The 23,197-nt window shown below is 36.4% G+C and carries 22 protein-coding genes and 1 riboswitch; of the genes, 12 read left to right on the top strand and 10 right to left on the bottom strand.

The genetic code is table 11. From position 1 onward, the window contains the following. Positions 1–287: 287 nt before the first annotated feature. Both GFJ36_RS03885 and GFJ36_RS03880 read left to right on the top strand, forming a co-directional pair. Complete coding sequence (locus tag GFJ36_RS03885) at positions 288–845, top strand: HAAS signaling domain-containing protein (protein ID WP_088608460.1); 558 nt, start codon at positions 288–290, stop codon at positions 843–845. A 24-nt stretch (positions 846–869) separates the two neighbouring features. Continuing rightward, on the top strand, positions 870–1,466 hold the full coding sequence (locus GFJ36_RS03880; protein WP_097891300.1) for an NDxxF motif lipoprotein: 597 nt from the start codon (positions 870–872) through the stop codon (positions 1,464–1,466). 41 nt (positions 1,467–1,507) lie between these two features. Here the strand turns inward: GFJ36_RS03880 and GFJ36_RS03875 are convergent, their stop codons facing one another. Then, positions 1,508–1,864 (bottom strand): YlbF/YmcA family competence regulator, encoded by a 357-nt coding sequence (locus tag GFJ36_RS03875; protein ID WP_048545636.1) that lies wholly within the window; start codon positions 1,862–1,864, stop codon positions 1,508–1,510. Between the two features lie 143 nt (positions 1,865–2,007). Next, positions 2,008–3,144 (bottom strand): DUF445 domain-containing protein, encoded by a 1,137-nt coding sequence (locus GFJ36_RS03870; protein ID WP_141542748.1) that lies wholly within the window; start codon positions 3,142–3,144, stop codon positions 2,008–2,010. Between the two features lie 134 nt (positions 3,145–3,278). Between GFJ36_RS03870 and GFJ36_RS03865 the strand changes: the two genes are divergently transcribed. Beyond that, complete coding sequence (locus tag GFJ36_RS03865; protein ID WP_088062103.1) at positions 3,279–4,331, top strand: YheC/YheD family protein; 1,053 nt, start codon at positions 3,279–3,281, stop codon at positions 4,329–4,331. A gap of 20 nt (positions 4,332–4,351) precedes the next feature. Continuing rightward, entirely contained in the window at positions 4,352–5,812 is a 1,461-nt protein-coding gene (locus tag GFJ36_RS03860; protein ID WP_088062101.1) for a YheC/YheD family endospore coat-associated protein, read from the top strand. Positions 5,813–5,828: 16 nt separating this feature from the next. On the opposite strand, the gene GFJ36_RS03855 is transcribed toward GFJ36_RS03860, so the two are convergent. Then, on the bottom strand, positions 5,829–6,074 hold the full coding sequence (locus tag GFJ36_RS03855; protein ID WP_088062099.1) for a hypothetical protein: 246 nt from the start codon (positions 6,072–6,074) through the stop codon (positions 5,829–5,831). Positions 6,075–6,513: 439 nt separating this feature from the next. Between GFJ36_RS03855 and sasP the strand changes: the two genes are divergently transcribed. Then, positions 6,514–6,717, top strand: a complete 204-nt coding sequence (gene sasP / locus GFJ36_RS03850; RefSeq protein ID WP_000013339.1) for a small acid-soluble spore protein, SasP family — start codon at positions 6,514–6,516, stop codon at positions 6,715–6,717. Between the two features lie 51 nt (positions 6,718–6,768). Here the strand turns inward: sasP and GFJ36_RS03845 are convergent, their stop codons facing one another. From GFJ36_RS03845 to GFJ36_RS03825, 5 genes are all read right to left on the bottom strand, one after another. Further along, the gene (locus GFJ36_RS03845; RefSeq protein ID WP_000623593.1) at positions 6,769–7,503 is read right to left on the bottom strand and encodes an amino acid ABC transporter ATP-binding protein; all 735 of its coding nucleotides are present in this window, start codon (positions 7,501–7,503) and stop codon (positions 6,769–6,771) included. A 28-nt stretch (positions 7,504–7,531) separates the two neighbouring features. Continuing rightward, positions 7,532–8,230, bottom strand: coding sequence for an amino acid ABC transporter permease (locus tag GFJ36_RS03840; RefSeq protein ID WP_157349463.1), 699 nt, complete (start codon positions 8,228–8,230; stop codon positions 7,532–7,534). Continuing rightward, a complete protein-coding gene (locus tag GFJ36_RS03835; protein ID WP_000732834.1) occupies positions 8,217–9,014 on the bottom strand; it encodes an amino acid ABC transporter substrate-binding protein in 798 nt (265 codons plus the stop codon). The genes GFJ36_RS03840 and GFJ36_RS03835 overlap by 14 nt, the downstream gene beginning before the upstream one ends. A 271-nt stretch (positions 9,015–9,285) precedes the next feature. Next, a complete protein-coding gene (locus tag GFJ36_RS03830) occupies positions 9,286–11,286 on the bottom strand; it encodes an ABC transporter ATP-binding protein (protein WP_097891306.1) in 2,001 nt (666 codons plus the stop codon). Beyond that, positions 11,283–13,043: an ABC transporter ATP-binding protein gene (locus GFJ36_RS03825; protein WP_048545647.1), complete on the bottom strand. Its 1,761-nt coding sequence runs from the start codon at positions 13,041–13,043 to the stop codon at positions 11,283–11,285. Before GFJ36_RS03825 ends, GFJ36_RS03830 begins: the two co-directional genes overlap by 4 nt. A gap of 583 nt (positions 13,044–13,626) precedes the next feature. Here GFJ36_RS03825 and gapN point away from each other — a divergent pair. From gapN to GFJ36_RS03795, 6 genes are all read left to right on the top strand, one after another. Then, the gene (gene gapN / locus GFJ36_RS03820) at positions 13,627–15,066 is read left to right on the top strand and encodes an NADP-dependent glyceraldehyde-3-phosphate dehydrogenase (RefSeq protein ID WP_087985762.1); all 1,440 of its coding nucleotides are present in this window, start codon (positions 13,627–13,629) and stop codon (positions 15,064–15,066) included. A gap of 178 nt (positions 15,067–15,244) precedes the next feature. Further along, a riboswitch (Lysine riboswitch) is annotated at positions 15,245–15,426 on the top strand. A gap of 146 nt (positions 15,427–15,572) precedes the next feature. Then, positions 15,573–16,997, top strand: coding sequence for an amino acid permease (locus GFJ36_RS03815; protein WP_088062091.1), 1,425 nt, complete (start codon positions 15,573–15,575; stop codon positions 16,995–16,997). Positions 16,998–17,057: 60 nt separating this feature from the next. Beyond that, positions 17,058–18,257 carry an ABC transporter permease gene (locus tag GFJ36_RS03810; protein WP_097907499.1) on the top strand — a complete coding sequence of 400 codons (1,200 nt, stop codon included), beginning with the start codon at positions 17,058–17,060 and terminating at the stop codon, positions 18,255–18,257. Positions 18,258–18,448: 191 nt separating this feature from the next. Then, entirely contained in the window at positions 18,449–20,446 is a 1,998-nt protein-coding gene (locus GFJ36_RS03805) for a catalase (RefSeq protein WP_142398698.1), read from the top strand. A 23-nt stretch (positions 20,447–20,469) separates the two neighbouring features. Then, entirely contained in the window at positions 20,470–20,985 is a 516-nt protein-coding gene (locus GFJ36_RS03800) for a type 1 glutamine amidotransferase domain-containing protein (protein ID WP_088062087.1), read from the top strand. Between the two features lie 238 nt (positions 20,986–21,223). Then, a complete protein-coding gene (locus GFJ36_RS03795; RefSeq protein WP_001063864.1) occupies positions 21,224–21,427 on the top strand; it encodes a hypothetical protein in 204 nt (67 codons plus the stop codon). 120 nt (positions 21,428–21,547) lie between these two features. On the opposite strand, the gene GFJ36_RS03790 is transcribed toward GFJ36_RS03795, so the two are convergent. Beyond that, positions 21,548–22,093 carry an NAD(P)H-dependent oxidoreductase gene (locus tag GFJ36_RS03790; protein ID WP_088608519.1) on the bottom strand — a complete coding sequence of 182 codons (546 nt, stop codon included), beginning with the start codon at positions 22,091–22,093 and terminating at the stop codon, positions 21,548–21,550. A 19-nt stretch (positions 22,094–22,112) separates the two neighbouring features. After that, positions 22,113–22,652 carry an ester cyclase gene (locus GFJ36_RS03785; protein WP_000511566.1) on the bottom strand — a complete coding sequence of 180 codons (540 nt, stop codon included), beginning with the start codon at positions 22,650–22,652 and terminating at the stop codon, positions 22,113–22,115. Positions 22,653–22,822: 170 nt separating this feature from the next. Between GFJ36_RS03785 and GFJ36_RS03780 the strand changes: the two genes are divergently transcribed. Further along, entirely contained in the window at positions 22,823–23,161 is a 339-nt protein-coding gene (locus GFJ36_RS03780) for a winged helix-turn-helix transcriptional regulator (protein WP_061113258.1), read from the top strand. Positions 23,162–23,197 lie beyond the last annotated feature (36 nt).

Here is a 23,197-nt window from a genome sequence, read left to right as displayed (position 1 = left end):
AACAGTATGAATTTAACATTATTTTGACAGCCGCAAAGGAATGCGCTTACAACCCTTTATTTATCCTAAAATAATATTTTTAAAACTTCTCTAAAAATGTACAAAAAACTTCCATCTTGTCACAGTATTAAAAACATAACAGTACCTTGCAAAGAACACTAGTAAATGATATATTTGTAAATATTGGAATACCCATTAATTGGAACGCGCTTTGTAATTCGTATCCCCCTTTCAAAATATAGCATTCTCAACTTTAATCCATCATTCTATAAAGGAAAGTGATTGTTATGAACAAAAATGAATTTTTGGAACAACTTAATTCTTCCCTGCGGAATATGCCTAATGCAGAAAAGAAAGATATTATTTCAGAGTATGAAACTCATTTTATCAGTGGTAAACAGGATGGGAAATGTGAAGAAGAAATTGCTAGAAAACTAGGAAACCCCAAAACGATCGCGAAAGAACTTAATGTTTCCTATGCAATAAGCAATGCTGACAAGAAACGAAGCTTCAAAAATATGATAACCGCACTATTTTCTGTTATGAGCTTAAGTGTTTTAAACTTTACCTTTATCATTATCGCCTTTTTCGTACTACTCTTTTTATTACCGATTCTTCTAGCACTTATCATTGCTACTCCACTATTAATCATTTCACCTATTTTATTAATAGGGTTAGGATTTTTTAAAGGGTTTCATCAAATCAGTTATTCCGATGTTTACAATGTGTTCATCGCTTTTTGCAGCGGTTTACTCATATCCGTCATATGTTACCAAATAGTAAAACATCTATACGCAACTTTAGTAAAGTATTTGAAATGGAATATAGCTATTTTACAAAGATAATAATGAATATAAAAGGAGATTAAAATGAAGAAGTATACTTTATATCTACTCATGTTACTTACAATTTTATTTCTATCAGCTTGTTCAAACCGTGCACAACATAAGGAAGAAAACGATGTGCAATCTATTAAAGATGTAACGATAAAAATTCCAGAAACTATATTCACTTCCTCAAAAAAGAATGAAACGATTAACGAAGACGAAATGAAACAAAATATAAAAACGTATTTAAATTATAGCGGAGAGTTAGACGAAAACATCGTTCCACTTTCATCAGCCATGTCTGACGAGGAAGTCACGGAATCCGATCGGAAGAAATTAAAACAACTAGTAGATTTAGCGCAACAAAACGATGCGAATTTCCTTAATTTTATTAGTAACAATACGATTCCTGATGATTACAAACAGCCTTCGAAGGAAATTCATGATTACATTTCAGCGTCTACGGCACTTTCAGTAGAGCTAGAGCAAGAATTAGACAAACTCGCGCAAGATGGTAACTTATTCAAAACTGATTTTTCTTTTACAAAACGCTTTGAGAAAGTGAATGGTAGGAAGCAAAAAGAAATTGAAACATTTTTGAAGGAAAAGAATATTAAGACGGAGTATTTCCACAAATAACAAACAAAAAAGACGCCCCTATACAAGGGCGTCTTCCACTATTACGCTTGTTGTTGCGCGTTATATAATTCTTCAAGTGGCTGCATGATAATTTTGTTAACGTCAGTGATAACGATGTTTAGGCGTTGCTCAGTTTCCATTAACTTTGTGATTTTAGCATCTTGTTGAATGCGAGCTACAACTTCTTGTGCTTTTTGGTTATCTTCTTCAGTGATTTCTTGACCTTGCATCATTTTTTGTTGTAGGCCAAGTTGCATTGTGCGGAACTCATCGAATAAGTTCTTTGAATTTGCATCACCTTGTACTGCTGCGTAGCTTGCTTTTAATGTTTGGAAATCTTCGTTTTCAGCGATTGCTTTTTGTAATTCATATGCAACATCATGAATGTTTTTTGTCATTTTATTTTTCCTCCTTTAGAAGGCTAGCGCTTATCATGCGCACCGCCTTTTAAGTGCATTTACATACGCACCTCTTCTTACCATATCAAACTATGCAAGAGATGTGAAGAAATTTCACTTTTATTTCTATGTACTTATCTTTACTACATAAGGAACAACAGTAATAGCCCTTGCACGAGTCCAATCATTCCGCCTAATAAGGCACCTAAATACGTAATCATTTTCAGCTCATTTCTTGTAATGGACAGCACTAAATCTTCTAGTCGCTCTGTTGAAAATGTAGACACTTCTTGTTGGACAATTTCCGCAAGGTGGAGATTGTTTAATATACTTTCTACGTTTTCTGTCCCCCACTTTAAGCCTTTCGTTACAGCACTTGGGACTAGCTTTTCCTTGATTGTTTCTCGAACTGGCTCACATACTTGCTGCACAGATTGATTTAAAAACTTACTCACTGTTTCCTCCACTTTAACTGCTGACAATATGGAGCTTACAATCATTTCTTTTTCTACAAACGTTTCTAATTCTTTTACATCTCTTCCTTTTAACTTTTCCCACTCTTTTTGCAGTACGTCAGTTAAAAGCTGCTTTGTTCCATCTTGCCCTAAAAACTTAATGACTTCTGGCTGCACACGATCCACTACACTTACATTCCCTAAAAACATTCCGACTAAGTTAAGTAGCGTTCCCCTAGAAGCAAAGAAATCATCAATCATTTTTGAAAGACGTGCTTTCCCTTCTTCACTCTCAAAGAAACTAATTCCTCGCTCTAAAATAAATGCCGAGACATTTGGGATTGTATTCTCTATTTTTTCATGAACAGAATGAGGTAAAACCTGTTCCCATGTATATGTATAATACTCTGCTAAAAATGCCTCTATTTTTTCTGTAATCACATGTTCGATTTTCCCGGTCGCCTCTTTTTCTACATGTACTACATTCCATTTTTCTAACATATGTCGTAACGACTGTTCATTCGTAATTACTTTATCCACTTCTACTTGTGTCCATTGAATTAAACCTTTTTGAAACTCTTCATTTGTTAATTTCTTTCCGATTCCTTCTGGCGTTAACAAATGTTCGACAACCATTTTCCCTAATTGAACAGCAAGTTCATCGCGGCGCTTCGGAATTAACCCTGGTGTAAATGGAACTTGAAATTTTCCAATATAAATAGGGCGATGGGGACGAAATAACATTTTTATCGCTAAATGATTTGTAAATCCTCCAATAATCGCTCCGAGCCCTGTCGTCGTTAACATACTTAACCATATATTCATTACAATCAACCTTTCGCTTCTCCAAAACTATAGCATATCATCATACGGACAAAAGTATAATGGTATAAAAACGTATTTGCAATATATAGCTATGCCTATTATGCCAACATTTTGTTAGTAAAGGAGTGATTTCGTTGGTTCTCGGTATTTTAACTTCTCACCCTCATTATGAGCAAATGTATTACACCGAAATCGCTAAACGCGCTCGGCTTTATCATAATGTCGTGGCCCAGTTTACGCCATTTGGTATTGATCCTAAAACGGACCTTGTCTCTGGTCTTATTTATGATACAGATACAGGAAAATGGAAAGAGCAAATATTCCCTATTCCTTCTTATATTTACGATCGTTCTTCTTTTAACGAGGAAACAGACTTCAACAAAGCAAAATCAATTATTCACTCATTACACAACCGTCCTACCACTACCTTTTTAAATAACACACTCATTGACTTAAGCGAACTTCATGATTTATTTCTCACGAATAAAAAATTATCTCCTTATATACCAAAATTTGAAATAGCAACGATACAAAACATTTTCAAACTGTTATTAAAAACAAAAGATATTATTATACGGCCTACTAACACACATTCCAATGAAAGTCTGTACCGGATCACTTATAAAAACAAAACGTTTCATATCGATACGATAAATGGTGACTATCATACTTCTACTCCAATCAAACGGACAGATGAATTTATATCTTGGTACAAATCTAACATACGATCAGCACGTTACATCACCCATACAATGCTGCAACCACCAAATCAATTAACATACCCGCTCCATATTCGAACCATTTTGCAAAAAAATAAAGAACAGAAGTGGACTGCTATCGGCCAATTTATACAAAAAAGCTCATTTCCGAATCAACTTTTACTTTCGGCAACGGATGATTCCTCGCTGCATTCATTTTCAAAAATTAAATACGTACTATCTAGTACCGGTGTACAATTATTACAAGACGCTTTACATGACATTATCAATGAAGTGTTTCAAACATTAGATGAATCTTATTCTTCGTTATTCGAGCTAGAGCTTTCCACTATTATGGATCAAAAAGGGGCAATTTGGCTTATGTATGTCAACACGATTCCCCCGTACGAACATTACATTCGTCATAGTGATGCACTAGCCGAAAAAATATATCACGGACCACTAAAGTTTAGTCGCTTCACACCATAATGAAAGGAGGTAACACCATTTTGAAAGAGCACATATATACATTAAACATTTCAAATGAGCATCCAAATAGTATTACTTTACCTTACATTTTTTCCATTACACCACCAATTGCATCTCTTTCCTTCGGCGTACGCCATGTTGCAAGTGAAGAGGTGAAAATTCATTATTCCTTTACTCGCGAAATCATTATCGGAAAACAAATTGCAGAGAAACTTTTACTTCCTCATTCCACTACTATCCATGCATTCACGCAAAATGAAACCATTATTTTCGGACCATTAATCGGGATTTTCACAACTGGTTTTAACGATGACTCTTCTAATCCTTTAGGAAACCGTTCAACTTCTCTCAGCGAGTTACTAACGCCACCATTCACCTTGCGACCATTTGTATTTGTTTTTGGTGTGCAACATATAAACTGGGCAGACGAAACAATTGAAGGTTATTTCTTTCAAGAGGAACAGTGGATTAAGAAAAAAGTCCCTTTACCGAATGTCATTTATGATCGATTACCAAATCGGAAAGCCGAAAATTATAAACCGATCGTAAGAGCAAAAAGAAAATTAGAGCATGACTATTCCATTCCGTGGTTTAACCCAGGTTTTTTCAATAAATGGGAAGTGCATCAACTTCTTATGAAAGATGAATCCATTACTCCCTTATTACCAAACACGGAAGCTTTTCAACATTTCGAACAAGTAGAACGCTTTCTTGGCACGTATAAATCTGTTTACATGAAACCGATACACGGTAGCTTCGGGAGAAACATTCATCAAATATTTTACTCTCAAACAGAGAATTGCTACTACTGTCGTTATCGCGAAAATGAAGAAAATAAACTAAGAAAGTACCAATCATTAGAAACGCTTCTGAACCATGTGTTAAAAGGACATGATTTAAAAAAGTTTATCGTACAACAAGGTATTTCCTTACTTCGCTTCGATGGGCAACCTGTTGATTTTCGCATTCATACAAATAAAAATCATTTCGGCCAATGGATGGTCAGTGCAATCGTTGCAAAAATTGCTGGCAAAGGTAGCTTAACAACGCATGTAAATAGCGGTGGCGATACAAAATTACTGCAAGAACTTTTTCCAGATTCAACGAAACAAGTTCAAATTGAAAATAAATTAAAACATACAGCCTTACAAATCAGTTACGCGCTCGATGAACAAGTAACCGGAAATATTGGAGAAATTGGTTTTGATATCGGTTTAGACACGCAAGAAAACCCGTGGCTCTTTGAAGCAAACTCTAAACCTGGGCGAACTGTATTCCAAGATGAAAAGTTAAAAGAACAAAGTGAACTGACGCGCCAATTATTTTACGAATATGCCATCTACTTAACTGAACATTCTTTACGCGATGCAAAAGAAAAAATGTCTCAAATAAAGTCCGGAACTCCAACAAACACCGAACATATCCCATCCCCTATGATTCACTCACAAATACAAAAACAAAAACTTCCACCTCATTCATAAGGTGGAAGTTTTCTATTTACACAAATTTCACTACAACCTCTGTTTCCACGTTACATACTCCGCAATAAAAAATATGATTGCAGTATTCATTTGAATTATTATGTGTTAATCCATCTACTGCACTCAATAATTCTTGGTCCATATACGCACTATAATCGTCTATGTAATCTACAGTTTTTCCATAATCTTGGAGTATACCTTGGCAATTTTGACAAGAATATGTTTGTGATTCTAATGCGTTGCAAAGCGGGCAAATTCCCATCACGATTCCTCCATACGTTATCATTTACAAGCAGATTGAAGAGAGCATCTAGCCGTGCATAGGAGCGTCCTGTCCCCCCTACTTAAAATAGAACTATAAAGTTGCTACCGATTTAATTTTAGTAAGTCATAAATAAGAAGTTAATGATTTGCCCCACAATAGCGGGATACAAAAAGAAAAACATATTTCATATCGCTCTTAGTTTAGCCTTCTTTCTAAAAAATACAACGATTACTCTTATTTCATAATTTACGAAATCACTAAGATTTTTTTACAAAATTTACAAATTATTATTTCGTATATCTTTCTAGGTAACATCCATACTATGAGTACAAACTTAATTACCGATGGATTAGCGCCAAACGGGGCGATAATCTGGTTCAACTCCAGCTAGTCCAACCAAAAAAAATTTTTATAACTCTAAGGAGGATATATTCCTATGGCAAACCAAAATTCTTCAAATCAATTAGTAGTACCAGGAGCAACAGCTGCAATCGACCAAATGAAGTACGAAATCGCTCAAGAATTTGGTGTACAATTAGGAGCAGATTCTACGGCTCGTGCTAACGGTTCTGTTGGTGGAGAAATTACAAAACGTCTAGTTGCAATGGCTGAGCAAAGCCTTGGCGGATTCCAAAAATAAATATATATGGCAAAAAGGTCTCAAGGCATATGCCTTGAGACCTTCCTTCATTTACTGCAACATTTGTAAAAACTTCTTCGTGCGTTCTTCTTTTGGATTTGTAAATACATCTTCTGGTGTACCTTGTTCGACAACGACACCGCCATCCATGAAAATAACGCGGTTCGCAATTTGATGCGCAAAACGCATTTCGTGCGTTACAATGACCATCGTCATGCCTTCTTTAGCAAGTTCTTTCATTACTTTCAGAACTTCTTGAACGAGTTCAGGATCAAGTGCTGACGTCGGCTCATCAAATAGTAACACTTCCGGCTCCATCGCAAGCGCGCGAGCAATTCCAACGCGCTGTTGTTGTCCGCCTGATAATTGGAACGGATATAAGTCTACTTTATCCGCAAGACCAACTTTTTCAAGGAAATAGTTTGCTTTTTTCTTCGCTTCTTCTTTCCCCATCTTTTTCACTGTAACGAGCCCTTCCATTACATTTTGAAGTGCTGTTAAATGCGGAAATAGATTATGGTGCTGGAATACCATACCTGTTTGCGTACGAAGATTGACAATATCTTTCTTCGATACTTTTTGAGAGAAGTCGAGCTCTTTATTACCGATGCGAATATTACCAGCGTTCGGCGTTTCTAACACGTTGAGACAACGCAGGAATGTCGTTTTACCAGATCCAGATGGGCCGATAATAACAACAACTTCCCCCTTCTCAACTGATAAATCTATATGTTTTAGTACGGTATTATCTCCGAAACTTTTTTGTAAATGTTGAATTGAAATCATAAAAACAAAAACTCCTTTTATGAAAGGGTTATTTTAGAGTGTAACGTTCTGAACGTTTTTCTAATATTTGTTGCACAGTAGATAATAAGAAGCAAATTGCCCAATAAATTAGACCTGCTTCGAAATAAACAATTAAAAACTCATAGTTCATTGCCGCAATTTCCTGCGCTTTTCGGAACATTTCTGTTACTAAAATTAACGATGCTAATGAAGTATCCTTCACTAAACTAATAAATGTATTCGAAAGCGGCGGAATAGATACTCGCGTTGCCTGCGGTAAAATAACACGTTTTAATGCTTGCGGGTATGTCATCCCAATTGTGTAAGCTGCTTCCCACTGTCCTTTCGGGATTGAAAGGATAGAAGCACGAATAATTTCAGATGCATACGCACCAACATTTAACGAAAATCCAATAACTGCTGCTGTATATGGCTCAACTTCAATATTAAGAGTTGGAAGACCATAGAAAATAATAAATAACTGTACAAGAAGTGGCGTTCCGCGAATGATAGATACATAGATACGAGCAATCCATTGTAAAATACGACTACCTGAAATACGTGCAAGCGCTGTTAACGTCGCAAGTATAATCCCGATAATAAATGTAATAAGCGTTAATGGAATTGTCGTAAACACAGCTTCCTTCAGCATAGGCATGAAGGAAGACTGCATAATATCTATCCAAGTAGACAATCGATCTGAAACCAACGCACTACTTAGATACATTTTCACCGAACCATTTTTTCGCTATTTTATCGTACGTACCATCTTTTTTCATATCTTCTAACGCTTTATTTACTTCTTGTACTAGCTTGTCACTACCTTTACGGAATAAGAATCCACTTTGTGACGCTTCTTTTTCTGTATCTACAATTTTAATTTTTGCATCTTTTTTCGTTTCTAAATAATTTAACACTGATAATTTATCATTAATTGTGAAATCAACACGGCCAGTGTTTAATAATTCTGCAGCTTGGCTAAAGCCTTCTACATTCGTGATTTCCGCACCATTTTTCTTAGCAATATCTGCATAGTTACTTGTTAAAGATTGTGCTGCTTTTAATCCTTTTACATCAGCAAATGTAGCAGGTTTATCTTTATCCTTCGCAATAACTAATACCGCTGAAGATGAAACATATGGGCTAGAGAAGTCATATTTCTTTTGACGATCTTCACGAATACCAACTTCATTCGCAACCATGTCGAAACGTTTTGCATCTAAACCAGCAAGTAAGCTATCCCATTGTGTTTCTTTAAATACAGGTTTTACTCCTAAACGTTTTGCAACTTCCTCTGCTAATTCAACGTCAAATCCAGTTAATTTATTACTTGAATCGTGGAATGTGAACGGTGGATATGTACCTTCTGTTCCAATTACAAGTTCACCACTTTGTTTTATCTTTTGTAACGCATCTTGATTAGCTGTATCTTTTTTCTCTTCTTTACCGCAGCCCGCTACAATCCCGATTGCTAATGTAGTTACTGCAAGTACTGAAAATAATTTTTTCATAATGGTAATCCTCCAAGTATTCTGATAGGAATTTAAAAACTATATTGATTGTATGCAATCTTGAACAATTTTTCAATGAAAATGTTCTTATTTAGTTTATCCTTTTTCTTCATAATCAAACAAAAGGGGAAAATAACGCTACATACAAAAAATAAGTAACATTTTTTAATATAGCATTTATAAAGAAAAAGGTAAAACAATACTTCTTATTTAACAGCCCTGATTCACTAAAAAAGAACTTGTGAAAATCACAAGTTCTCCTCCATACATATTAAGCGCTCTGGTTTCCTTCCATTTGCGTTTTGTACATATCGTAATAACGCCCACGCTTTTTCATTAGTTCATCATGAGAGCCTTTTTCTAAAATCGTTCCTCTATCAAGCACAATAATTTGATCTGCGCTTTTAATTGTTGAAAGACGGTGAGCGATAATAAATGTCGTTCTTCCTTTTTTCACAACTTCTAACGCTTGTTGGATCATCGCCTCTGTTTCTGTATCAATACTAGACGTTGCTTCATCTAAAATTAAAATGGCTGGATCAAAAGCGAGTGCTCTAGCAAACGAAATAAGCTGACGTTCTCCGGTTGAAAGTGTGCTTCCTTTCTCCGTAATTTCTTCATCTATATTGTTCGCAAACCGTTCAGCACCAACATCACGCAATGCTTTTACGATGCGATCTTCTGAAATTTTTTCATTCTCTAAGCTTACATTAGAAGCGACCGTCCCGCTAAATAAAAACGGATCTTGCAGTACGATTCCCATATGTTCACGCGTTGCTTGTTTCGGCATCTCTTTTACATCGTGACCATCAATCGTAAGCTTCCCTTTTTCAAACTCGTAAAACTGGAAGAGTACATTCATAATGGAACTTTTTCCTGATCCAGTATGACCGACAAGTGCCACTGTCTCTCCTTGTTTCGCTTCAAAAGAAATATTTTTTAGCACTTCATCTTTTCCATTATAAGAAAACGACACATTATCAAACTTTACATTTCCTTGTAAGCGAGGCATACGTTCCTCTTCTACTGCTTCCCCTTTTTCCTCTAACAATTCAAAAACACGTTCTGATGCAACACGCGATTGTTCTAAGTTAGCAAGCTGATTTACCATATTTGTAATTGGCGAGAACAATCGTGTTAAATAATCAACGAACGCATACAGTATCCCTAGAGAAATGACGCCTGAAGCACTTAATGAAGCACCACCGAAGTACCAAATCACACCTGTGAAAGCGATATTTCTTAATACAGACACTAAATTATGAGAAGTTGCTGCATTTAAATTCAAAATTTTATTTTGATATTTAAAATAATCGCCATTTAATTCTTCAAACTCTTTCTTCGTTTCACGCTCTTGACGAAACGCTTGAATAATCGGCATACCTTGAATAGATTCATTCACTGTCCCATTAATATCAGATAAACGTGAACGCATTTTATGATTGTATACAGACGCATACTTTCTATAAAGAATTGCCCAAACGATTAAAATTGGGATGATAAGTAAACATAACGTCGCCAATTTTACATCGAGTAAAAATAGCGCAGCGAATATCCCAATAATATAAATGATACTAGAAACGAATGTCGCCAGTACCGTTACGTATAAATCACGAATGGCTTCCGTATCATTCGTTACACGCGATACAATTTTCCCTGCTGGTAAATGATCGAAATAACGAATCGGCAACGTTTGAATATGAGAAAAGACATCTTCCCTCATAATTTGAATAATTTTGTTCGCTGCCTTCTGTAGGAAAAATTGCTTTCCGTATGCAAATAATGAGACAACTACTAATAAAGCGAAATAACCACCACCAAGTAATAATAGGGGGTTTATTTCTGGTTTATAAAACGCAAACACTTCTTCTTTCGTTAATGCTTTCGCTTTATACACTTGCACTGCCTTACCATTTTGGACGGTAATCATATCATCTTTTACAGTACGTGCCCCTTCAGCATTCACTTTATTCGGTACAAAGTAATATTGAAAACCGACTTGCATCACGCGTACTTCTTTTCCTTTTTTCTCACCTTCCTGGAAGCGATCACTTCGCTTATAAAAGGCGCCATTATACGAAACAGCCTCTTCACTCTTTTCTGTTTCATACCAAGGTTTCTCTATCCCGACGATATGATCGTCAATCATCGTTTTCGCGACGAAAGGACCAGCAAGCTCTGCGATAACGAAAATAAATAACATTAGCATCGCTGCAAAAATTGTCCCTTTTACTTTCATCGCATATTGAAACAATCGTTTTGAAACGCTCATATTTTCACCCCACTATCCGCACTTTCATTTTCCCCTTGTTGTCTTTCAAACTGCTCAGCATACCAGCCTCCGCTTTGAATAAGCTGTTCATGCGTACCCTCTTCCATTACTTCTCCTTCATCCATAACGAGAATCCAATCCGCATGTTGTACGGCAGATAAACGGTGCGTCGTAATAATCGTCGTTTTTCCGCTTCTTTCTGTTCTTATATTTTCAATGATCGCTGCTTCCGTACGAGCATCAACAGCTGATAAAGAATCGTCCAAAATTAAAATTTCTGGATTTTGAATGACAGCTCGCGCAATTGAAATCCTTTGTTTTTGCCCTCCTGATAAAGAAACACCCTTCTCTCCAACGAGCGTTTCTAACCCTTCTGGTAAAAACTCTAAATCCTTTGTAAACGCCGCAATTTCAATCGCTTTCTCGAGTTCTTCTTCAGTCGCTTCTCGGTTTCCGAATAAAATATTTTCCCTCGCTGTTTTTGAGAACAAAATATGTTCCTGAGGTACATACCCAATCCATCCGAGTACATTTTCATTCGTTATGTTATCTAACGTCACATCAGAGACTGCAATATCCCCATCTCCAAGTGGGTATTGACGAAGAAGCTGGCGTACGAGCGTCGTTTTTCCGCTTCCTGTTTTTCCAACAACCCCAAGCGTTTCCCCTTGTTTTAATGTAAATGAAACCTTTTTTAAATTTGTTTCAGTTGATGAAGGATATGAAAAGGTAACGTCATCGAACTGAATATAATCCGGCTCTTGTACAAGCTTTGGATTTTTCGGATCCTTGACATCCGGTTCATACGCTAACGTTTCATTCACACGGTCTAATGAAGCATTTCCTCTTTGCATAACATTAATTAATTCGCCAATTGCAAACATCGGCCAAATCATCATCCCTAAATACACGTTAAATGAAACAAGTTCACCAAGTGTTACCTTTGATTGAAATACAAGATACGCGCCATACACTAAACCAATTAAATAACTAAGACCAACAAGCATTTTCACAGTTGGCTGGAATAATGCATCGATTCTAGCTACTTTCATATTTTTTTCGTATACGTCATCTCCTAAATGATGAAATCTTTCCTGATCCGCGTTCTCTTGTACGTATGCACGAATAACGCGCACACCAGCGATCGATTCAAGTACTTTATCATTCATATCTCCGAACGCATCTTGCGCAACTGTAAATCTCTCATGCAATTTCTTTCCATATATGTTCATCGCATACGCCATAATCGGAAGCGGTATAAGTGCCGCAAATGTAAGCTCCCAACTAATTGTAAATCCCATCATAAAGACAATCGTAAGCATATATAAACTCGAATCCACGAGCGTTAATATACCGAAACCAGCTGTCATAGCAATTGCTTTTAAATCATTTGTCGCTCTCGCCATTAAATCACCAGTACGATTTTTATGATAAAACGTCGGTGTCATCTTAAGTAAATGCCCCATAAATTTAGAGCGCATCGTCTTCTCCAGTACGAATGCTCCCCCAAACAATTGATGTTGCCAAACGAAAGTAAGACCATATCCAATTACCGTAACCCCTATTAAAATAAGAATAAATTGCATAATTGCTGCATTCGTTAACGTTCCTGTTTTTATATTATCAATCGTAACCCCTAACACTTTCGGGGGAATGACTTCAACTATATTTACAATTAAAAGAGCTCCAATGGCGATACTATATCTCTTCCAATGCTCTTTAAAAAACCATTTTAACTTTAGTAATACTGATAACAATGTAACCTCTCCCTTCTCGTTCTCGTTTCACTCCCATTTCTTTACCCACTATCCAGATCCATCACATTTACATTTCGTAATCCATACAATCTCATCACACTTTTCCACCTTCCAAAGTTTTATATAGTAACGTGGAAAACAAAAAAAGCATACCGCCGCTTGACGATATGCACAAAAATGCATAAAAGCGTACGTTACGATATACGCAACGTACGCTTTTTATAAGACAAAGATGCCTTATATATCCGCACGGGTTGCGTAATGATATGAATGTTTTCTGCCATTTAACAGAGCTAAGCCCATTACATTTACGATTACAATCATTACGCACACCCCCTTCATTTATTTTCCATTTATAATCTTACAACTTTATTGAGTATTCTGTCAATTGTTTTTTACAAACCGAATAAAAATATACGCTACATCATTTTGAAATAAGGGAATCTTCTGTAAGAAAGGGCATACAAAATAAAAAAAGAATAAGAAATCGTTTTCACAAACATTTCATTTGAAAAATGTTATCAAACACCCTACAATCACCTTATACTCACTCTTACAAGTTGCTATTTTAGGAGGACTAATCATGACAACTAGCAATACGTACAAATTTTATTTAGACGGAGAATGGAGAGAAAGCTCTTCAGGAGAAACAATCGAAATTCCATCTCCATACTTACACGAAGTAATTGGACAAGTACAAGCAATTACTCGCGGAGAAGTAGATGAAGCAATTGCATCTGCAAAAGAAGCTCAAAAATCATGGGCGGAAGCTTCTCTACAAGATCGCGCAAAATATTTATATAAATGGGCTGATGAGCTCGTAAATATGCAAGATGAAATTGCCGATATCATTATGAAAGAAGTCGGTAAAGGTTATAAAGATGCGAAGAAAGAAGTTGTTCGTACAGCTGATTTCATTCGTTACACAATCGAAGAAGCTCTTCATATGCACGGAGAAAGCATGATGGGCGATAGCTTCCCTGGCGGAACGAAATCTAAACTTGCGATCATCCAACGCGCACCACTTGGTGTTGTATTAGCAATCGCACCATTTAACTACCCAGTAAACTTATCTGCTGCAAAACTTGCACCAGCATTAATTATGGGTAACGCTGTTATTTTCAAACCAGCAACCCAAGGTGCAATTAGTGGTATTAAAATGGTTGAAGCACTTCATAAAGCTGGCCTTCCAAAAGGTCTTGTAAACGTAGCTACAGGACGCGGTTCTGTAATTGGTGACTACTTAGTAGAACACGAAGGCATCAATATGGTATCGTTCACAGGTGGTACAAACACAGGTAAACATTTAGCGAAAAAAGCTGCAATGATTCCACTTGTATTAGAACTTGGTGGTAAAGACCCTGGTATCGTTCGTGAAGATGCTGACTTACAAGATGCTGCAAACCATATCGTAAGCGGTGCATTCTCTTACTCTGGTCAACGTTGTACAGCTATTAAACGTGTACTTGTACACGAAAACGTAGCAGATGAGCTTGTTAGCTTATTAAAAGCGCAAGTAGCTGAACTATCAGTTGGATCTCCAGAACAAGATAGCACAATCGTTCCATTAATCGACGACAAGTCTGCTGACTTCGTTCAAGGTTTAGTTGACGACGCTGTAGAAAAAGGTGCAACAATTGTTATCGGTAACAAACGTGAGCGTAACTTAATTTACCCAACATTAATCGACCACGTAACAGAAGAAATGAAAGTTGCTTGGGAAGAGCCATTCGGCCCAATCCTTCCAATCATCCGTGTTTCTTCAGATGAGCAAGCAATTGAAATTGCTAACAAATCAGAGTTCGGCTTACAAGCAAGTGTCTTCACAAAAGACATTAACAAAGCATTTGCAATTGCTAACAAAATCGAAACTGGTTCTGTTCAAATTAACGGACGCACAGAGCGCGGCCCTGACCACTTCCCATTCATCGGTGTAAAAGGTTCAGGTATGGGCGCACAAGGTATTCGTAAGAGCCTTGAGTCTATGACACGTGAAAAAGTAACAGTATTAAACTTAGTTTAATCTTATATGTAGAAGCTGATCTAATTTTGGATCAGCTTCTTTTTATATCAAATAATTATTCATTCCTAATCACAAACTCTTCTCTATAATCTGATTATTACTATATCCATTGACGTATAAAAATACATTTGTTACTCTTAAAGACGTTAATTTAATATTTAAATCCTCATTCGTATCTCGGTGAGGTAGAGGTTGCAGTCATTAAGAGTATCATTTCAGGAGATGTAGTGGCATTGATGAAGGAATGAGAAAGGAATGATTGCCGAAGTAAGTTGTGTCCACCATGCACGCTTGCTGGGTCTGCATTTAATAAGTGCAGAACTGTCACAAACGTTTCGTTTGTGGAGAGCTATCGAGAGGTATGTCGTGGGTTTCTTATAAGATAGAAAGCATGTAGCGGCAAATTACGTGCTTTTTTTGTTTTGTTTGGGACTTCTCTTCTCTACTAAGAAGACATACATATCTCCTCGCTTGACTTGGTTATACTAACTTTGGAGGTATTTTCTATGCAACAAAAAAAATGGGGCTTTTGGGTACTAACAGCTTTCGTTGTCGGTAACATGGTTGGCGCTGGTATTTTCATGGTGCCAAGTACGTTGGCACAAACAGCAAGCCCTCTCGGTGTCACTTTAGCTTGGTTAACAACAGGGTTTGGTGTTTTAATGCTAGCTCTTGTTTTCGGTAATTTAGCAATTCGTCGTCCTGATTTAACGACAGGACCACAAAGTCATGCATATGCTTTATTCTCAACACCAAAAAAGAAAAAAATGGCTGGTTTCAGTATGGTATGGGGATATTGGGTTGCAAACTGGGCAAGTAACGTTGCCATCATTACATCTTTCGCGGGATATTTATCACTCTTCTTCCCAATTATGAAAGATACACGACTACTATTTTCAATCGGTTCTTTTAACATAGAAGTCGGAAAACTAATTACATTTACGATTTGTTCCATCTTACTTTGGGGAACTCATATTATATTAACAAACGGTGTAAGCGGAGCTGGAAAACTAAACTTCTTAGCAACAACAACGAAAGTAACAGGATTCCTTTTATTCATCGTCGTTACGTTATTTGCATTCGAGGCTTCTAAGTTTGGACAATGGTACACACCGATGATCGATAAATCAGGTGTATCACACGGCCTTCTTTCACAAGTAAATTTAGCCGCTCTTACAACACTTTGGGCATTTATCGGAATTGAATCAGCAGTACTTTTATCAAACCGTGCTACCTCTCCTAAAACAGTAAAACGCGCAACAGTTGCGGGATTACTTATTACAGTTGCGATTTACTTAGGAATTACAATTTTAACAATGGGTGTCCTTCACGTTGATAAATTACAAGCTTCTGAACGTCCATTAGCAGACGCATTAAACGCTGCAATGGGGCATGGCGGCGGGAAACTGATGGCATTACTTGCTCTTACTTCCCTATTCGGTTCTATCTTGGGCTGGATTTTATTAAGCTCAGAAGTACCATATCAAGCTGCAAAAGAAGGTTTCTTCCCTTCCTTCTTTACGAAAACAAATAAAAAAGGAAGTCCAATTTACTCATTACGATTAACAAACATTATGTCGCAAGTGTTCTTATTCTCAACACTATCCGGAACAATTGCGGAAGCTTATACATTCGTTATTACCGTATCAACACTAGCCTACCTCATTCCATATCTCGTTTCACCAATCTTCCAGTTAAAACTAGTCGCAACTGGTGAAACATATAAAAATGAAATGCGGGCAAGAATTACAGATGGCATAGTAGCAGTAATCGCACTTTGCTACGCACTATGGGTTATTAAAACCGGCGCATCCGATATAAAAACGTTCCTTCTCGGAATTGGTTTATTCGTAATCGGATTTGCTTTCTATCCATTAATGAATCGTGATGAGAAAAAAAATAACGAAAAGAAAAACGGGCAAGTTGCATAACGCAATTTGCTCGTTTTTTCTTTTGTAAAACATATATAATAGAACAAAGAGGTGAAAAACATGTCAATCGAATCACTATGGAGCAGTCGCTTCCAACAACATATTCAAAATATCATTACATACTTTGCACGTATGATTAACGGTTTACTATATAGCTTTATCTTTATTTCATGCGTTGGCGCATATTACTATGCTCAGTTTCTAAAAGCATCTCCTTCTAAAGGAATATCTTTACTACTTATCACGATTGTACTTACATTCATTATAACGAGATGCCCGATCCGTACATTTATTCAAAAACCTGATGCTGTCTATTTGCTTGCATTAGAAGAGAAACTAACGTCTTATTTTAAAAAATCTCTTCTATATAATTACATCATTCAGCTTTTCCCATTATTATTTACGTTCCTTATTCTCGTTCCACTTGCACTGCAATCATTACAATTAACTGTACCTTTCTTATGTACAATCTTTATCGTTTTAATGATTACGAAAGCTTGGAATATATATACACATTGGATGTGGCGTGATAGTCATGAAAAAAACATATGGTTCATTATTCGTATTACTTGTAACGCCCTAATCATTTACATGCTATTTTACTCGGCACATGTTCTCATATTAGGCGGATTGCTCTTACTACTTGCTTTCCTACTTCTATACACGAAAAAACAGCCTACAAAACGAATACCGTGGGATTACATAATCGAGCAAGAAGAAAAAATGAACGTTCGTTTTTATCAATTTGCTAGCATTTTCACCGATGTTCCACAACTAAATAAGCAAGTAAGTAAAAGAAAATGGCTTACAAATTGGATTGAACCTTTATTACATAAAAAACGAGCAACTTTCTTCTATTTACATACACTAGCATTTTTACGTGGGAATGATTATTTCGGTATATATATTCGTTTAGGGTTGATCGGTGCCTTCGCCTTATATTTTATACCAAACATATACGTAAAAGGCGCTATCGCTTACATCGTCCTATATATGATTTCTATGCAGCTCCGTTCCCTATGGAAATATTTTTCGGGAAATATTATTGTAGCATTATATCCAATTGATACTGAGAAACGAATGAATCAATTTCTTCACTTAATCTTTATATTGCTAAGCATTCAACTCATTGTATTTTCAATTGTTATACTCATTGCTACAGGACAATTTTTACATAGCCTTATCATTATGATTGTCGGGTTACTCTGGATCAAATGTATTATTGTACCAAAAACGAAGCAACGCGTTTCCTCGTTTTAACGAAAGGGATTATCATAAAAGCCAAGGAGAAAATAAATTCTCTCCTTGGCTTTTTTATTTTTCCTCCTCAAACAAGAATCATCGGCACAATCGATATTTTATAATTTTACATATAAAAACGATAATACATGTTTACGTCCTAATAAAAAGGGTATGTATTAAATTAACAGGGCAAAGGAGGTGCCTATATTGTGAATAAGAAAATGGAGCAATTGGAACATCACATTACAGATAATCAATGCAAACACGCTTTAACAACAAACCAAGGAGTAAAAATAGCCGAGGATGAATTTTCTTTAAAGATGGGCTTAAGAGGCCCAACCTTAATGGAGGATTTCCACTTTCGCGAGAAAATGACCCACTTTGATCATGAACGAATTCCTGAAAGGATTGTTCATGCGCGCGGAGTTGGCGCACATGGTTATTTTCAGCTTTATGAATCTTTAGAGGCATATACAAAAGCAGATTTTCTTACTAACCCTTCAAAAAAAACACCTGTATTTGTACGGTTCTCGACCGTTCAAGGCTCTAAAGGATCCAATGACACAGTAAGAGATGTGCGCGGATTTGCCACAAAATTTTATACAGATGAAGGTAACTATGATTTAGTAGGTAATAATATGCCAGTATTCTTTATCCAAGATGCTATTAAATTTCCTGATTTTGTACATGCAGTTAAACCAGAGCCACATAATGATATTCCTCAGGGAGCTAGTGCTCATGATACATTTTGGGATTTTGTTGCGCATAATCCCGAGTCTACTCATATGGTTATGTGGCAGATGAGTGATCGCGCAATTCCGCGTAGTTTACGAATGATGGAAGGTTTTGGAGTTCATACATTTCGACTTATTAATAAAGAAGGAAAAGCCCACTTCGTAAAGTTTCACTGGAAACCTACCCTAGGGGTTCATTCATTAGTATGGGATGAGGCTCAAAGGATTGCTGGGAAAAATCCTGATTTCCATCGTCAAGATTTATACGAAGCAATTGAAAAAGGCGATTATCCGGAATGGGAGCTTGGATTACAGTTAATTCCGGAAGAAGATGAGCATGCATTTGATTTTGATATTTTAGATCCAACGAAACTATGGCCTGAAGAAGAAGTTCCTGTAAAACTAGTTGGTAAAATGACACTGAACAAAAATGTTGATAACTTCTTTGCCGAAACGGAACAGGTAGCTTTTCACCCTGGCCATGTCGTACCAGGTATTGATTTTTCAAATGATCCTCTTCTGCAAGGAAGATTGTTCTCCTATACAGATACACAATTATCTCGTTTAGGAGGTCCTAATTTCCACCAAATTCCTATTAACCAGCCTGTATGTCCTTTTCATAATAATCAACGTGATGGTATGCATCAAATGCAGATTCATCGCGGTCAAACAAGCTATCATCCTAATGGCTTAAATAACAATCAACCAGCAACCGTCCAAGCCGAACAGGGCGGATATGAACATTATCAAGAAAAGGTTGATGGACATAAAATTAGGGGGCGCAGTAAAAGCTTCCTTAACTTTTATTCTCAGGCTAAACTTTTCTACAATAGTATGAATGCTATTGAAAAGCAGCACATAAAAGACGCATTTTGCTTTGAAGTTGGGAAGTGCAAATCAGACATGGTGAAGGCAAATGTAATTGCTCTTTTAAACCACGTCGATCGTCAATTAGCAAAGGAAGTCGCTAACATGATTGGAGCTCCCTTGCCTAAGGAAAATCAAGAAATAAATTCGGATGCAAAATCACCTGCACTCAGCATGTCCAATACTATTTTTAAAGCTGATTCCAAAAATGTGGCAATTCTATTAAATGGCGATCCAAGCATTTCCCTTCTGTTCGAATGGATTCAAGCTTTTGCACAGCACCGAATTAACTATGGCATCATAGATAATAAAATTCATCATTTCAATGATTCTATTAAAGTAACGGATACTTATACAACAGCAGACTCCTCACTTTTTGATGCAGTCTTAGTGTTTAGTAGTGAATCTGTCATTAAACCCCCTGTTTTAGAATTTGCAGAAACTACTTTTAAACACTTTAAACCGATAGCCTATGTCCTTAGCGACCCTCATGCTTTAGACCATAGTAAGGTTAAACTGGATGGAGGAGGAGTTTACAACTTAACAGATACTTCAATTGAATCATTTATAGAAGGCATTGCCCAAGGACGATTCTGGAACCGATAATATAATGTAAGGAGCGGATTAGAATGAGTAAAAAAATTGCTACTTTAATAACAGATTATTTCGAGGACACAGAATACACAGAGCCAGCAGAAGCTTTTAAACAAAAGGGATATGAATTAACAACTATTGAAGCAGAAAAAGGTAAAACGGTACACGGTAAACAAGGAAAAAGTGAAGTTGTAATTGATAAAGGTATCGATGATGTTTCTCCAGAGAACTTTGATGCCCTCTTCATACCAGGCGGATTTTCCCCAGATATACTTCGTGCAGATGAACGTTTCGTTCGCTTTAGCAAAGCATTTATGGATGCGAAAAAACCTGTTTTTGCTATTTGTCACGGCCCCCAATTACTCATCACTGCCCAAACGCTTGAAGGACGTGATGTGACTGGATATAAATCCATTTCGGTCGATTTGAAAAATGCCGGCGGAAATTTTCATGACAAAGAGGTTGTCGTATGCCAAAATCAGCTAGTAACAAGTAGACAACCGGAGGATATCCCAGCGTTTATTGAAGAATCATTGCGTATATTAGGATAGTTATTAGAGGTTAACCAAAATAGCTGTTTAGCTACTTTGGTTAACCTTTTTATTTGTATGAAAATTAAAAAGGAATATCATTTTTAATGACCTGTGGATTCCTCCCTTCTTCGTCCCCAAATTTCTAATCACTTTTCATAGGCATTTCTCATATAGTGAAAATGACTATACGATTCCTATCCATAAGTTAAATAATAATTTTACACATATATAAATAAAAAAAGATGGGAGCCTAGCTATGAACAATAATCCACCTTCAACGCCCCCAAATCCAACGGAAACGAATAATAATGAAGTAAGCTTACAAACGTTACGCGTCATTGGGCTTATTGTACTGATTAGTGGCTACATATTAGTAGCTCTTTCTGAAGTAGGAACGTTAAAAAATCTTTTGCTACAGCCTAGTACTACTCCAAATTTAGCTGAAGTTGATCCGTTTTAAAAAGAAAAAACATACCCTTCTTCTTTAAAAAATGTAACAATTGATTCATTCGGCTGGGCAAATTTTGCGAAATTATGGATACAGCCATCCCCGCATTAAATATGGGGATGGCTGTAATTATTAAATGATTTCTTCTAAATGATTCTTCAAGTTCTCTAAATACTTATCAATTGTAGGATTCTTCACCACATCATAACAAGCAAAGCTCTTTAACGGACTCATGCCAAGAAACTTTTGCACGCGGTGTAAATGGCTAAGCGTTGACTCTAAACTTTCCCCTTCAAAGAACTTCGTCTTATCTCCAAATGCCTTTTCAGGTGCATTCCAAGTTGTAGAAAACATATACTGCTTCTCTTTTAATAAACCACCTGTTCCATATTCATCAGCACCTTTAAAGAACAAACCATATTCATATACTTCATCCATATACGTTTTAAATAAGCCCGGTACACTAAACCAGTAAATCGGTGTTTGATAAATCACAACATCCGCCCATAAAAACTTCTCTTGTTCTTCTTTAATACTATAGCCATCTTGAATCGTTGTTGTTTTCACATGATGCTTCTCACTTAATACCGTTACCATATAATCAACTAACGTTCTATTTAATCGTCCTTCTTTCGTACCGTATTTTTCATGTCCATTTATAATAAATATATTTTTCATCACTTTTCTCTCCCCTATTTTATTCCTCGGCTATTAACCCAAGCTGTTGTTTCAGCGTAAGATTATCTTCTAAATGCCAGTCTTCCGTTATCTTTCCGTCTTTCACATGTAAAATATCAATTGCAAAAAAATTGATTTTCTTATCCTTATGCGTTCCTGTAAAAGAAAGACGAGCTGTTACTTTATCACCGACGACTAATAAATCTTCAATCTCGCAATGTATATTAGGAACGACTTTACGAAAATTTTGTGCCGCAAACTTTAATCCTTCAGTGCCTTGTGGTCGCCCTTTCGGCAATGTATTATCGGAAAAATCTTCAGAAACAGTTTGCAGAATAAGTTCCTCCTTACCTGTATCCCAAAATGCATAAAAACGCTGCGCTGCATGAACCATTTCGGTCGCTTCCTTTTTACTTAGTGAGGGATCAATTGTCATCGCTTTTGGCTTTGGCATTTCTTTTAATAACTGGATTTCCGTTTTTTGTTCCCCGCTACATGCTACAAGTACAATACAAACAACAAACAAACTAAGGAATCCAAACAACTTCTTTATCCCCATGAAAATCACCTCCTCCTTCATATAAACCCTTTGTATTTCATATTGCTATTGTATATGCACTAACTTCCTTTATGGAAGTAGTGATATTTTTTTCATATAGTTACCAAAAGTATAGTTTTGTGATACTATAAAGCAAATTCATCCAAAAAAATTTTATGGAGGCTAGTTCCATGAACAATATAGATCCAGTTGAATTAACGAAAGGTTTACCTGGCATACCTTGTCCTATCGCTAAAACACTTGACGTAATTCGTACAAAATGGACGTTTTTAATCATTCGCGACCTTCTTATCGAAGGAACATTACGCTTTAGTGATTTACAAAAATCAATGAATGGGATTAGCCCGAAAACATTATCGCTTCGACTAAAAGAACTAGAATCTCAAGGCATTATAACGAGAAAAGTATATCCAGAAGTTCCGCCTCGTGTAGAGTACACATTAACGGATAAAGGAAAGCAATTAGAGGGGATTTTCATTGAATTAAAACGGTTTGGATTAAGCTTATAAAGTGAAACTTTTATGGGCAGTTGATCCCCCACCTAA

Source organism: Bacillus sp. EE-W1, assembly GCF_009760835.1.
Classification (GTDB): domain Bacteria; phylum Bacillota; class Bacilli; order Bacillales; family Bacillaceae_G; genus Bacillus_A; species Bacillus_A wiedmannii.
The sequence above is the reverse complement of the archived record's forward strand: the minus strand, read 5'-3'. Positions and strand labels throughout refer to the sequence as shown.